Source organism: Pseudomonas sp. AC172 (genome assembly GCF_979258595.1).
Genome location: NZ_OZ409868.1, coordinates 5,595,624 through 5,609,189, shown reverse-complemented (window position 1 = coordinate 5,609,189; position 13,566 = coordinate 5,595,624). Strand labels below are relative to the sequence as shown.

Below are 13,566 nucleotides of genomic sequence, written 5' to 3'. Positions count from 1 at the left end.
GTGGGAGCGAGCCTGCTCGCGAAGAGGCCCGACCAGACACCAAAAATTTATGCACTGACTGGAAACTCATCATGACCAAGAAAACCCTGTCCAACCCAGTCAAAGCACTGGCCCTGGCCCTCGGCCTGTTCAGCTCGGCGGTCTACGCCGCCGACGCTCCGTTGAAAATCGGCACCACCGCCGCCTTCGCCATCCCGCTGGAAGCCGCCGTAGAAGAAGCTTCCAAACAAGGCTTGAAAGTCGAACTGGTGGAGTTCACCGACTGGATCGCACCGAACGTCAGCCTCGCCGCCGGCGACATCGACGTGAACTACTTCCAGCACATCCCGTTCCTCGAAAACGCCAAAGCCGCTTCGGGTTTTGATCTGGTGCCATTCGCGCCGGGGATCATCAACAACGTCGGCCTTTATTCGAAAAAATACAAAAGCTTCGACGAGCTGCCCGAAGGCGCCAGCGTCGCTATCGCCAACGATCCGATCAACAGCGGACGCGGCCTGCAACTGCTGGCCAAGGCCGGTTTGATCACGCTAAAACCGGGCGTCGGCTACAAGGCTACCGAAGACGATATCATCGCAAATCCGAAGAAAATCAAAATCCTCCAGGTCGAAGCCGTACAACTGGTGCGCGCTTACGACGATGCCGATCTGGTCCAGGGCTACCCGGCCTACATTCGTCTGGCGAAGACCTTCGATGCCGGTTCGGCGCTGCTGTTCGACGGCCTCGACCACAAGGAATACGTGATCCAGTTTGTTATCCAGCCGAAGAGCAAAACCGATCCGCGCCTGATCAAGTTCGTCGACATCTACCAGCACTCGCCAGCCGTTCGCGCGGCACTGGATAAGGCCCACGGCAAGCTGTATCAAGCCGGTTGGGAAAGCTGAGCATGACGGCCGCGATCCAACGGCGACTGGAGATTCCAGAGCCCCACAATGCTGAAAAAACCGAGCTGCACCCCGAGTTGAATCGCGCCCACGTACGTTTCATCGGCCTGGGTAAAACCTACAACGGCCGGCAAGGCCCGGTCGCGGCTTTGCAGGGCATCGATCTGGCAATTCAGCGCGGCGAAGTGTTCGGCATTATCGGCCGCAGCGGCGCCGGCAAGTCGTCGCTGATTCGCACGATCAATCGTCTGGAGCAACCGACCTCAGGGCGGGTGTTGATCGATCAAGTCGACATCGGCGAGTTCGATGAAGACCGTCTTGTCGCCCTGCGCCGGCGTATCGGCATGATTTTTCAGCACTTCAATCTGATGTCGGCCAAGACTGTTTGGCAGAACGTCGAACTGCCGCTGAAAGTCGCGGGCGTGCCGAAAGAACAACGCGAGAAAAAGGTGCGTGAACTGCTCGAGCTGGTCGGCCTGCAAGCCAAGCACAAGGCCTATCCTGCGCAGCTGTCCGGCGGGCAGAAACAACGCGTAGGCATCGCCCGCGCGTTGGTGCATGACCCGGATATTTTGCTCTGTGACGAGGCCACTTCGGCGCTCGACCCGGAGACCACCCAGTCGATCCTCGGCCTGCTGCGCGAGATCAACAAACGCCTGGGTCTGACCATCGTTCTGATTACTCATGAGATGGCAGTGATCCGCGAAATCTGCGATCGCGTCGTCGTGCTTGAGCACGGCCGCGTCGTCGAGCAAGGCCCGGTATGGGAAGTGTTCGGCAACCCGCAGCATGAGGTCAGCCAGACCTTGCTCGCGCCGCTGCAACACGCGTTGCCGGAAGAACTGCAGAGTCGTTTGCAAGCCCAAGCGCCGTCCTCCGACGCCGCTGTGGTGCTGCGCTTGCAGTTCACCGGCAGCGCCAGTGACGAGCCGGATCTGGCGGCACTGTTCGCAGCATTAGGTGGCCGGGTGAAGTTGCTTCAGGGCGGCGTCGAACGGATTCAGGGGCACGCATTGGGGCAACTGTTGTTGGCTATCAGCGACTCAGCGTTCAGCGCCGAACAATTGCGCGAGCGCGCCGCACCGTGGGCGCAGCGAGTGGAGGTAGTGGGTTATGTGGTTTGATCGCTTGCTGCAGGGGTTTATCGACACGTTCCTGATGGTCGGTGTTTCGTCGCTGATCGCGCTGCTGGTGGGGATTCCCATGGCGGTGATCCTGGTCACCAGCGACAAGGGCGGCATCTACGAAGCGCCGGTTTTGAACCGTGCCTTGGGCGCGTTCGTGAACCTGTTCCGCTCGATCCCGTTTCTGATTCTGATGGTCGCGCTGATTCCGTTTACCCGGTTGATTGTCGGCACTACATACGGTGTCTGGGCAGCGGTGGTACCGCTGACGATTGCCGCGACGCCGTTCTTTGCGCGGATTGCTGAAGTCAGTCTGCGTGAGGTTGATCATGGTCTGATCGAAGCCGCGCAGGCGATGGGTTGCCGCCGTTGGCACATTGTCTGGCATGTGTTGTTGCCGGAGGCGCTTCCGGGAATTGTCGGCGGTTTCACCATTACCTTGGTGACAATGATCAACTCCTCGGCAATGGCCGGGGCAATTGGTGCTGGCGGGTTGGGCGATATCGCCTATCGCTACGGCTATCAGCGCTTTGACAGCCAGATCATGTTGACGGTGATTGTCTTGCTGGTGGCGTTGGTGGCGGTGATTCAGTTGGGTGGGGATCGGTTGGCTCGGGGGTTGAATAAGCGGTGAGGCAAGATCAAAAGATCGCAGCCTGCGGCAGCTCCTGCAGGATCGACGTCGACCGTTGGATGAACGGTGCAATCGGCCCCTGTAGGAGCTGCCGCAGGCTGCGATCTTTTCGCTTATAGTCGGCACATCTCTCCCTGAACATGCACCCGACCATGAAGCAAACCCCCAACGATCTCGAACAGATCACCGCCACCACCCTCGGCCACTACAACTCGGTGGCCGAAGATTTTCGTGAAGGCACGCGCGATCACGATGTCAGCCAGAACATCAATGCGTTGCTGCGGCATATCCAGGTCTCAGCGCCCTTCACGATTCTGGATTTCGGCTGCGGCCCGGGCCGGGATTTGCAAACGTTTACACGAATGGGTCACATCGCGGTCGGCCTCGACGGTTCGCAGGAATTTGCGCGAATGGCCCGTGAGGACAGTGGCTGTGAGGTGTTGCAGCAGGATTTTCTGAAACTGGATCTGCCGGCCGAACGTTTCGACGGAATCTTCGCCAACGCGGTGCTGTTTCATGTGCCGTTGCAGGAATTACCACGGGTACTCAAGCAACTGCACGGCGCGTTGAAACCGGGTGGCGTGTTGTTCAGTTCCAATCCACGTGGGGATAATCGTGAGGGCTGGAACGGGCCGCGGTATGGCTCGTATCACGATCTGGCGGCGTGGCAAGGGTTGCTGTCGGCGGCGGGGTTTGTCGAGCTTGAGCATTACTACCGCCCGGCAGGGCTGCCGCGAGAGCAGCAGCCTTGGTTGGCCAGCGTCTGGCGCAAGGACTGAGTTGAGTCAGGAAAAGCCCCTCATCGGAACGCCGCCCGCCCAGCCCTCTCCCACAGGGAGAGGGGGCCGACCGAGATGCCTCGCTTCATACATCGACCTGAGAGACCGAGTCGATTATGGATTCAACGAAGATATTTCAGGTCGGCGTATCTCCAAGGCATCCCCCAATCAGTCCCCTCTCCCTTGGGAGAGGGTTAGGGTGAGGGGCTGCTGTTGACTCAATCCTTCTTCGGTTCGCGAATCTTGTACCAGGCCACATACAGCGCCGGCAAAAACAGCAGCGTCAACAACGTCGCGACCACAATCCCGCCAATCATCGCGTACGCCATCGGCCCCCAGAACACTTCGCGGGCGATCGGGATCATGCCCATGCTCGCCGCCGCTGCGGTCAGCAGAATCGGCCGGCGTCGATGCTCGGTCGCCTCGACGACTGCATCCCACGGCGCATAGCCCTTTTTCTCGAACTCATCGATCTGCGTCACCAGAATCACCGAGTTACGGATGATGATGCCGATCAGCGCGAGAATCCCCAGAATCGCCACGAAACCCATCGGCGTGCCGGTCGGCACCAGCGCCAGCACCACGCCGATCAGCCCCAGCGGCGCGACACTCGCGACGAGGAACATCTTCTGCACGCTGTGCAACTGGATCATCAGGAATGTGGCCATCAGGAACAGCATCAACGGCAGGACCTTGGCAATCGGCCCTTGGGCCTTGCCGCTTTCCTCGACCGTACCGCCGGTGGCGACTTTGTAGCCGACCGGCAGTTTCTCGGCAAAGGCGTCAATGGACGGCTTGAGGATTTTCACCAGATCGGTCGGCTGGATCTCGTCGCGCACCGACGCCTTGATGGTGATCGTCGGCAAACGGTCGCGACGCCACACCAGCGGCTGCTCCAGTTCATAACGGACCGTAGCGAACGCCAGCAGCGGAATCGAGGTGCCGCTCGGCGTGACGATCTGCAGGTTTTGCAGGGTTTCCGGCGTGCCGCGTTCGGAATCCACCGCACGACCGACCACGTTGATCAGGTAGATATCGTCATCGACCTGGGTCAACGGCGAGCCACTGACGATGCTGTTCATCAGGTTCGCCACGTCTTCGGACGACAACCCGAGCTGCCGGGCCTTGTCCTGGGCGATGTCGATGCGCAGGACTTTGCCCGGCTCGTTCCAGTCGTAAATGATCTCGCCGATGTGCGAGTTCTTGTCCAGTTCGGTCGCGAGATCGATGGCGTGTTTGCGCACTTGATCGATGTCCTTGCCGCTGACCCGGTACTGGATCGGACGCCCCACCGGCGGGCCCATTTCCAGCGCTTGCACATAGCTGCCGATGCCGACGAACTCTTTGTGCAAACGCTCGCGCAGTCGCTGGCTCAAGGCTTCGCGAGCTTCGAAATCCTTGCTGACGATCACCAGTTGCGCGTAGTACGGATTCTGGAGTTGCTGATCGAGGGGCAGGTAGAAACGGATCGCGCCCTGACCGATGTAGGTGCTCCAGCGCACGATGTCCGGGTCGCCTTTGAGCGTCGCCTCAAGCTTGTCGACAGCCTTGCGGGTTTCGTCGATCGAGGCGTTTTGCGGCAGGTTGAGGTCAACGAGGATTTCCGGGCGGTCCGAGGACGGGAAGAACTGGTTCTGCACAAAGCGCATGCAAAAAATCGACAAGGCAAACAACAGCACAGTGATACCGATTGCCCACCAGCGATTGCGCATCGCCCACAACAGACCGCCATTGAATGCACGCCCGACGCGGCCCGGCTCGGCTTCATGGGGTTTCACGTTGGCGCTGAGAATGTGCACGCCGATCACCGGAGCGAAGAACACCGCCACAATCCACGACACAATCATGGCCACGGCAATCACCGCAAACAGCGTGTAGGTGTATTCACCGGCGGAACTGGCGTTGAGGCCGATGGGCACGAAACCGGCGACCGTCACCAACGTCCCGGTGAGCATCGGGAACGCCGTCGAGGTGTAGGCGAACGTCGCCGCCTGCTCCTTGGTCTCGCCCATCTCCAGGCGCGTGACCATCATCTCCACGGTGATCATCGCATCGTCCACCAACAGGCCGAGGGCGATGATCAAAGCCCCGAGAGAAATCCGCTGCATGGTGATGCCACTGTATTCCATGAACACAAACACCATCGCCAGCACCAGCGGAATCGAGCACGCCACCACCAGGCCGGCGCGCACGCCAAGGCTGATGAAGCTGACCACCAGCACGATGATCACTGCTTCGAACAGCGCGCTGGTGAAGCCGCCAACGGCCTCTTCCACCACCACCGCCTGATCGGACACGGTGTGCACGCCAACGCCGACCGGCAAGTCCGCCGTCAGTTGGTCGATGCGCGCATGCAAGGCCTTGCCGAATTCCTGAACGTTGCCGCCCTTCTGCATGGCAATGGCGAGGCCGATGGCCGGTTTGCCGTCGAAGCGAAACTCCGGAGTGGCCGGATCGACGTAACCACGGCTGATGTCGGCAATATCGGCCAGACGATAGAAACGATCATTGAGCTTGAGATTGACCTCAGCCAGATCCTTCTCCGACGCAAACTGCCCCGACGTCCGCACGGAAATCCGCTCGGGCCCGGCCTCGATCACGCCTGCCGGCGTCACGGCGTTCTGCGATTGCAGGCTTTCCACCACCTGTCGTTGGTCAATGCCCAGCGCGGCGAGTTTGCGCGTGGAGAAGTTCAGGTAAATCACTTCGTCCTGCTGGCCGACCATTTCGATCTTGCCCAGCCCCGGCACATTGCGGATCTCGGCGCGGGCCTGCTCCACATAGTCGCGCAGCTGGCGCATGGTCAGGCCATCAGCGGTAAAGGCATACACCGAGCCGAACACATCACCGAACTCGTCGTTGAATCCCGGCCCCTGAATGCCCTGGGGAAACTGCCCGCGGATGTCGTCGATCTTCTTGCGCACCTGATACCAGATCTCCGGGATGTCCTTGGCACTGGTGGTGTCGCGCAGGTACACGTACACCGTCGATTCGCCTGGGCGCGTGTAGCTTTTCACGTAGTCGAGGGAGTCGAGCTCTTCGAGTTTTTTCTCGATGCGGTCGGTGACCTGCTTGAGGGTTTCCTCTTGGGTCGCGCCCGGCCATTTGGTCTGGATCACCATGGTCTTGATGGTGAACGACGGGTCTTCTTCGCGCCCCAGATTGAAGTACGAGAACACCCCCATGAGCAATCCGACGAACATCAGATACCAGACGAAAGACTGATGCTTGAGGGCCCATTCGGAGAGATTGAAAGAGCCTTTCATTGACTGTCCTCGTCAAGTTTCACCGACTGTCCGGGTTTGAGACTGTTGACGCCGGCGCTGACCACACGCTCGCCGTTCTTCACGCCGCCCGCCAGTACGACGCTGTTGTCGGTACGGCTGATGACCGTGACATCGCGGGGGCTGACGGTTTTGTTTTGCGTATCGATTACCCAGATTCGCGGTTTGCCATCGACCTCCTGCAACGCCGTGGCGGGCAATTCGATACGCGGTTTGATTGCCGAACTCAGGGTGACGCTGATCGCCGTGCCGAGGCGAAAGCCGTCGGGCGTGTCGGCCAGGGTCAGGCGTGCTCGCCGGGTGCGCGTGGCGCTCTGCGCCTGTGGTTCGATTTCGCGAATGATCGCCGTGGTGTTGATGCTCGGATCAAGTTGCGCGGCCACCGAGAACACCACGTCGCTGGGGATCTGATCGACCAATGTATCCGGCAGATCGATCACCGCTTCCTTGATGTCCGGTTGCGCCAGGGTCACCACTTGCTGGCCAGCCGTGACGACCTGCCCGGCCTCGGCATTCCATGCGGTGACCACGGCGCGATGGTCGGAGCGCAATTCGGTATAGCCGAGTTGGTCCTTGCTCTGGTTGACCGCCGCCCGCGCCTGATCCAGCGAGGCCTGGGTGGTTTTCAGATCGGTCATGGCAATGTCCAGTTGGGCCTGCGCGCCGACGCCACGGTCGAACAGCGCCTGCTGACGCCGAGCGTTGGCTTGCGCATTGATCAGTTGCGCCTGGACTTTGGCCAGATCGCCCTGGGCCGAGCGCAACTGGTTCTGCTGATCGGACGGATCGAGGGTGGCGAGCAGCGTGCCCTTCTCCACCTCGGCGCCGACATCGACGTTACGGCTGGCAATACGACCACCGACGCGGAAACCGGTGTTGCTCTCGTAGCGCGCCTGAATGCTGCCGGCGAAACGCCCGAGGTTTTCCTCGCTCAACGCTTCGACCTTGACCGACAGCACCGGACGTACCGGCTCGGGCGGCGGCTCTTTCTTTGAGCACGCGGCCAACAACACAGCCATGGGTAACAGCCACAGACGCTTCATGGCTGTGCTCCCGGTTGCAGATCCTTGTAGGTGTTTTCGGCGATCTCGACTTTCATTCCCGGGTGCAACAACTGCCCACCGGCGACGATGACTTTCTCGCCACGCTTGAGGCCTTCGCTGATGATGACTTTGCCGGTCAGGTAACGGCCTACCGTGACGTCGTGCAATTGCGCTTCGCCCTTGTCGTCAACCATCCACACCGCGGTATCGCTGATGTTTTTCGTCAATGCTGACCACGGCAGCTCGACTGCCGATTTGCCCGACCCTTTCGCCGTGGCGCTGACCACCGAGCCGAGTTGCATGCCCGGCGGCAGTTTGTCGAGGGTGACTTTGACTTGCACGGTTCCGGATTGCGCCGATACCGCCGGGGTGACTTCGCGCACGGTACCGGTGGTTTTGATCTCGGGGTTGTCGAGCAGGCTGACGGTGATCTTGTTGTCCGTGGGACGCTCGGCGAGCAGTGATTCATACACGTTGAACACCGCATCGCGATCACCATCGCGGGCCAGGCTGAAAATCGGCGCGGTGGCCTGGACCACTTGGCCGACTTCGGCCTGACGCTCGGTGATCACGCCCGGAGCATCGGCAATCAACGCGGTGTAGCTGAGTTGGTCCTTCGCATTGGCCAATTGCGCCTGCGCCGCGCTCAAGGCGCTCTGGCTGCTGCGCAACGCCGCTTGGGCGGAATCGTATTCGCTCTGGCTGGTGTAGCCCTTGGGCAGGAGCTTTTGCTGACGCACGAACGCCGCAGCGCTCTGTTTCACTCGGGCTTGTTCAGCGACGACCTGGGCTTGGGCCGAATCGACGTTGGTCTGCAAATCCTTGGGGTCGAGTTTGGCCAATACCTGTTTGGCCGTGACCCGATCGCCGACGTCGACCATGCGCTGGATGATCTTGCCGCCAACACGAAACGACAATTCAGTCTGCACGCGCGCCTGAACATCGCCGGTCAACGTCACCGAAGCCGCGTAGTCCGTGGGTTTCACTTCCTGTACGAAGACCCGTGGCAAGTATTCCTGCGCGGGCTTCTTGTCGCCGCAAGCGGTCAGCAAGGCCATGGCACTCAGGGCCACCACCACTTTCAATCCGGGACCCGCCATGCAGACTCCTTGGCATTTTTCGAGACTATCGGGACGATACGACTTCAGAGCTTAGAACAGGGTTCCCCGCTTGCACGCAGGTCTTATGAAGAAAAGCTTGGCGTGTCGGTAACGGGTATCCTCTGATCCATCAGCCGCACCTGAAAAAAGGCCTGACATGCTCAACACTTTGGCGGTGGCCAATTACCGCTCGATCAACAAATTGGTAATCCCGCTCGGCCGCCTGAACCTGATCACCGGCCCCAACGGCAGCGGCAAGTCCAATCTTTACCGGGCCTTGCGCCTGCTGGCGGAAACCGCTCAGGGCGGCGTGGTCAATGCCCTGGCCCGTGAGGGTGGGCTGGATTCGACCTTCTGGGCCGGGCCGGAAACCATCAGCCGACGCATGCGTAACGGTGAGGTGCCAATCCAGTCGACAGTGCGCCAAGGGGTGAAACGATTGCGCCTGGGGTTTGCCGGGGAAGATTTCAGTTACTCGATCAGCCTCGGCCTGCCCGACTCCAATGGGCATTTCATGCTGCCCGAACATTCGCGTCCCATTCCCTCGCGCTTCAGCCTCGACCCGCAGATCAAGCGCGAATGCATTTGGGCCGGCCCGCATTATCGGCCCGCCAGCCTGTTGGTGGACCGCGACGGTCCGATGATCCGCGCACGCGCCGAGCGCAAATGGGATGTGCTGGCACAGCACACGCCGAACTTTGACAGCCTGTTCGATCAGGTCGGCAGCCTGCGCAGCTCGCCGGAAGTGTTCCAGATGCGTGAGTTCATCCGCCGCTGGCGCTTCTACGATCATTTTCGCAGCGATGCCGACGCGCCGGTGCGCCAACCGCAACTGGGCACGCGCACGCCGGTGCTGCATCACGATGGGCGTGATCTGGCGGCGGCGTTGCAGACCATCATTGAGATTGGTGACGGCGACGCGATGCGTGCGGCGATTACCGATGCGTTTCCGGGCGCACGCGTGCATATCGAAGCGCAGGCCGGTGGACGTTTTGCCATCGAGTTTTATCAGGAAGGTTTGTTGCGGCCATTGTCGGCGGCGGAATTGTCGGACGGGACGTTGCGCTATCTGCTGCTGGTCGCAGCGCTGCTGACGCCACGGCCACCGTCATTAATGGTGCTGAACGAACCGGAAACCAGTCTGCACCCGGATCTGTTGCCGGCGCTGGCGCGGTTGATTATCCGGGCCTCGGAGCAGTGTCAGGTGTGGGTGGTTTCCCATGCGCGGCGGTTGATTTCAGCGTTGCAGGAAGACCCGGAGTGCAATTGCATCGTGCTGGAGAAAACCCTGGGACAGACCGGGATTGTCGGGCAGCGGGTGCTGGATGAGCCGGCGTGGAACTGGCCCGATTGAGTGATTCAGGCAAAGCCCCTCACCCTAACCCTCTCCCGGAGGGAGAGGGGACTGACCGGGTTGTTCTTTCGAACTTCGCCGACATGAAAGTCTCGAGTTGAACTCAAGTTTTGAAAGCCCAGAAATCGGCTCCCTCTCCCTCGGGAGAGGGCTGGGGTGAGGGGCAGGCCTCACCACCGACCTGACAGGCAATCACCCCTGCCACTTGCCCCCTTCGACAATCACGCTCTCAGGCTTGGTGTCATCGCTCAGCTCTTTACGCACATATTGGTCGTACAGCTTGAGCAGATACTTCTCCTCACCCAGCTTTGTCAGCTCGGTGTTCACCCAGTCACGCAGCTCGATATTGCCCTTCTTCACCGCCGGCGCAATCGGCGCTTCGGCGCCCAGCTTGTCATCCAGTACGCGATAACCCGGGTTCTGCTTGGCCCAGCTGAACAGCACCAGGTTGTCCTGTGCATAAGCATCGCCACGGCCATTGGCCAGGGCTTGCAACGACTCGGAGTTTTTCTCGAACTTCAGCAGTTTCCAGTCCGGGTGATTCTTGGTCAGCCAGATATCAGCAGTCGTGCCCGTAGTGACGATGGTAGTGCGGGTCGCCAGATCATCGAGGTTTTTCACCGCGCTGCTTTGCGGAACCAGCGCCTGCACCGCGACCTTGAGATTCGGGTTGGTGAATTCCACCGCTTCCTTGCGCTCAGGCGTGACGGTCATGTTGGCGAGGATCAGGTCGACCTTGTCGCTCTGCAGAAACGGAATGCGGCTCGCCGGCTCGACGGCCACGAACTCGACCTTGTTTTCATCGCCGAGCAGATCCTTGGCGAAACGCCGACCGATATCAGTATCAAAGCCGACGTAGCGCCCGGCCTCGTCGACAAAACCGAACGGTGGCTTGTCGGTGAACACGCCGACAATCAACTTGTCGCGGGCCTTGATCTTGTCCAGATAACCAGCTGGCGCGGTGCTTTCGCTGGCAACCTTCGGCTTCGGCGGTTCTTCGGTTTTGCTGCAACCGGCAAGCAGTGCGAGGCTGAGCAAGGGCAGTAAAAAAGCGGCAGTTTTCATAACAGTTCCAGTTCCTTTGTCGGATTCGTTTTTGGCAGTGTTGCAACGAAGGAGAACTTCTCCAGAAACTGCTGCGCGCGTGCGGTTTGCGGGTTCGTAAAGAAAATCTCGGGCGGGGTCTGTTCAAGGATGCGCCCGGCATCCATGAACACGATGCGGTCGGCCACCGCGCGGGCGAAGGCCATTTCGTGGGTGACGATCAACAGGGTCATGCCTTCACGGGCCAGGCCCTGAATGACTTGCAACACTTCCTTGACCATCTCCGGGTCGAGGGCGGCGGTGACTTCGTCGAAGAGCATCACGCGGGGGTTCATGCACAGCGAACGGACGATAGCGATGCGTTGTTGCTGGCCGCCGGAGAGCTGGCGCGGGAAGGCATCGCGCTTGTCTGCCAGGCCAACGCGTTCGAGCAGCGCTTCGGCTTGCTGCTGCGCTTCGCGACGCTGGCGCTTCTGCACCTTGAGCGGGCCGAGCAGCAGGTTGTCGAGCACGCTCATGTGCGGGAACAGGTGATAACTCTGGAACACCATGCCGATCTGCTGACGGATCTCGCGCCAGTCAGTGGACTTGCCCAGCAGCTCGCGGCCGACAAATTTCAGGCTGCCGCTGTGAGCCTCTTCCAGACCGTTGAGGCAACGCAGCAAGGTACTTTTGCCGCAACCACTGGGGCCGAGGATGACGATCACTTCGCCGCTCTGCACTTGCAGATCAATGCCGGTGAGCACCTGTTGCTCGCCATAGAATTTGTTGAAGCCGTGAAACTCGATCAATGCGCTCATGCTTGCGTCCAGCGCCGCTCCAGCACGCGCGAGGCGGCCGACAGCGGGTAGCAGATGAAAAAGAAAAACAGGAACAGTGCGCCGTAGATCAACACCGATTCGTAAGTGCGCTCGATGATCTGCTGGCCGACCTTGATCACGTCGACCACGCCGATCAGCACCGCCAGCGAGCTGGTCTTGATGATCCGCGTGTAGACATTGATAGTCGGCGGCGTCATGCGTTTCAGCGCTTGCGGCAGCAGCACGTAGCCGTAGAGTTGCGCGGCGTTCAGACCGATCGACAGCCCCGCTTCACGCTGCCCGCGTGGCAACGAATGCAGCGCACCGCGCGCGACTTCGCCGACCTCACTCGCGCCCCACAACGACAGCACCAGCACCGCGCACCAGAAACCTGGCAGGCTCAGGCCGAAGAAAATCGGCAAGCCAAAAAACAACAGATACAACCAGACCAGCACCGGAATCGCCCGGAACAGCTCCAGATACACCCGCAGAATCGCGTTCAGCCAAGTGATGTTGAGCGTGCGCAACACGCCGTAGAGCACACCACCGATGGTGCTGATGGCGATGCTCAGAAACGAGATCGACAAGGTTTGCCCGGCGCCCTTGGCCAATTGCGGCAACGACACCCAGAGCAACTCAAGACCCGAACTGGCCATGCTGGAGCCTCCTTTCCAGACGGTTGAGCAGCAGCGACAGCGGCAGGAACAACAGCACGCAGATGAGCGTCAGCACGGCGAGCATTTCGTAGGTTTTGTAGTAGAGCGCGATGTAGCTCTTGGTGGTGTAGAGAATTTCCGGCACCGCCACCGCCGAGACCACGGTGGTTTCCTTGAGCAGGAAAATGAAATTGGCGAACAGCGACGGCAGGCTGAGGATTCCCGCTTGCGGCAGGATCACATAGCGCAGCAATTGGCCGTGGGACAGGCCGATGGAGCGCCCCGACTCTAGTTGCGCCTGCGGCACGGCATCGACACCCGCGCGCAGCACCTCGGTGAGGTAAGCGCCGCCGAGGAAGGTCATGGTGATGATCGCGGCGGTGAAACCGGAAACCTGAATCCCCACTGCCGGCAAGGCAAAGTAGACAAAAAACAACTGGATCAACAGCGGTGTGTTGCGCGCCAGTTCCACATACAGGCCCACCAGTTTTTGCAGGTAAGGCGTGCGAAACACCAGAATCGTTGCGTTAAGCAGCGCCACCAGCAATGAGGTGCCAATGGCAATAAATCCGACCTGTAGCGTCACACCCACGGCTTTGAGAAATGCCGGCAGGGTGCTGAGGATAAATGCGTAATCGAAAGTCATGAAGCGTCCTGACGCCGCTCGGTAAGCGACGGTGGTGCAGTCCATGGACAGCGGATGACTGTCCGGCAAGCACCGACTTTATAGATATAAAAACAAGAATTTAAATACCGTTAAAGCATATTGATATCACCCAAAAAACTATCCTGTGGGTTTGCCGGGAAGGAATAAGAAGGCTATTTTCCTTTGCGCTGTAGGACGGATCTTTTTTTCACGAAAGCCCT

At 60.0% G+C, this 13,566-nt stretch carries 12 protein-coding genes; 5 read left to right on the top strand and 7 right to left on the bottom strand.

The genetic code is table 11. The features are described 5' to 3' along the window. Positions 1-71: 71 nt before the first annotated feature. From ACZ0A4_RS25335 to ACZ0A4_RS25320, 4 genes are all read left to right on the top strand, one after another. Complete coding sequence (locus tag ACZ0A4_RS25335) at positions 72-881, top strand: MetQ/NlpA family ABC transporter substrate-binding protein (RefSeq protein ID WP_463576751.1); 810 nt, start codon at positions 72-74, stop codon at positions 879-881. Positions 882-883: 2 nt separating this feature from the next. Then, on the top strand, positions 884-2,005 hold the full coding sequence (locus ACZ0A4_RS25330) for a methionine ABC transporter ATP-binding protein (protein ID WP_463576750.1): 1,122 nt from the start codon (positions 884-886) through the stop codon (positions 2,003-2,005). Then, entirely contained in the window at positions 1,995-2,639 is a 645-nt protein-coding gene (locus tag ACZ0A4_RS25325; protein ID WP_034151854.1) for a methionine ABC transporter permease, read from the top strand. The genes ACZ0A4_RS25330 and ACZ0A4_RS25325 overlap by 11 nt, the downstream gene beginning before the upstream one ends. Positions 2,640-2,791: 152 nt before the next feature. Further along, positions 2,792-3,418 (top strand): class I SAM-dependent methyltransferase, encoded by a 627-nt coding sequence (locus ACZ0A4_RS25320; protein WP_397480838.1) that lies wholly within the window; start codon positions 2,792-2,794, stop codon positions 3,416-3,418. Between the two features lie 218 nt (positions 3,419-3,636). Here the strand turns inward: ACZ0A4_RS25320 and ACZ0A4_RS25315 are convergent, their stop codons facing one another. The 3 genes from ACZ0A4_RS25315 to ACZ0A4_RS25305 are packed head-to-tail and all read right to left on the bottom strand — an operon-like array spanning position 3,637 to position 8,845. Further along, on the bottom strand, positions 3,637-6,684 hold the full coding sequence (locus ACZ0A4_RS25315; protein ID WP_463576749.1) for an efflux RND transporter permease subunit: 3,048 nt from the start codon (positions 6,682-6,684) through the stop codon (positions 3,637-3,639). Continuing rightward, on the bottom strand, positions 6,681-7,745 hold the full coding sequence (locus ACZ0A4_RS25310) for an efflux RND transporter periplasmic adaptor subunit (protein WP_463576748.1): 1,065 nt from the start codon (positions 7,743-7,745) through the stop codon (positions 6,681-6,683). Before ACZ0A4_RS25310 ends, ACZ0A4_RS25315 begins: the two co-directional genes overlap by 4 nt. Beyond that, positions 7,742-8,845, bottom strand: coding sequence for an efflux RND transporter periplasmic adaptor subunit (locus tag ACZ0A4_RS25305; RefSeq protein ID WP_463576747.1), 1,104 nt, complete (start codon positions 8,843-8,845; stop codon positions 7,742-7,744). The genes ACZ0A4_RS25310 and ACZ0A4_RS25305 overlap by 4 nt, the downstream gene beginning before the upstream one ends. A gap of 157 nt (positions 8,846-9,002) precedes the next feature. On the opposite strand from ACZ0A4_RS25305, the gene ACZ0A4_RS25300 reads away from it, so the two are divergent. Then, positions 9,003-10,199, top strand: coding sequence for an AAA family ATPase (locus tag ACZ0A4_RS25300; RefSeq protein ID WP_463576746.1), 1,197 nt, complete (start codon positions 9,003-9,005; stop codon positions 10,197-10,199). 192 nt (positions 10,200-10,391) lie between these two features. On the opposite strand, the gene ACZ0A4_RS25295 is transcribed toward ACZ0A4_RS25300, so the two are convergent. From ACZ0A4_RS25295 to ACZ0A4_RS25280, 4 genes are read right to left on the bottom strand one after another with little or no spacing between them, the layout of a single operon-like run. Continuing rightward, positions 10,392-11,264: a transporter substrate-binding domain-containing protein gene (locus ACZ0A4_RS25295; protein ID WP_277760135.1), complete on the bottom strand. Its 873-nt coding sequence runs from the start codon at positions 11,262-11,264 to the stop codon at positions 10,392-10,394. After that, a complete protein-coding gene (locus tag ACZ0A4_RS25290) occupies positions 11,261-12,043 on the bottom strand; it encodes an amino acid ABC transporter ATP-binding protein (protein WP_463576745.1) in 783 nt (260 codons plus the stop codon). Before ACZ0A4_RS25290 ends, ACZ0A4_RS25295 begins: the two co-directional genes overlap by 4 nt. Further along, positions 12,040-12,699, bottom strand: coding sequence for an amino acid ABC transporter permease (locus ACZ0A4_RS25285; RefSeq protein WP_463576744.1), 660 nt, complete (start codon positions 12,697-12,699; stop codon positions 12,040-12,042). The genes ACZ0A4_RS25290 and ACZ0A4_RS25285 overlap by 4 nt, the downstream gene beginning before the upstream one ends. Beyond that, complete coding sequence (locus ACZ0A4_RS25280; RefSeq protein ID WP_463576743.1) at positions 12,680-13,345, bottom strand: amino acid ABC transporter permease; 666 nt, start codon at positions 13,343-13,345, stop codon at positions 12,680-12,682. Before ACZ0A4_RS25280 ends, ACZ0A4_RS25285 begins: the two co-directional genes overlap by 20 nt. Positions 13,346-13,566: the final 221 nt, after the last annotated feature.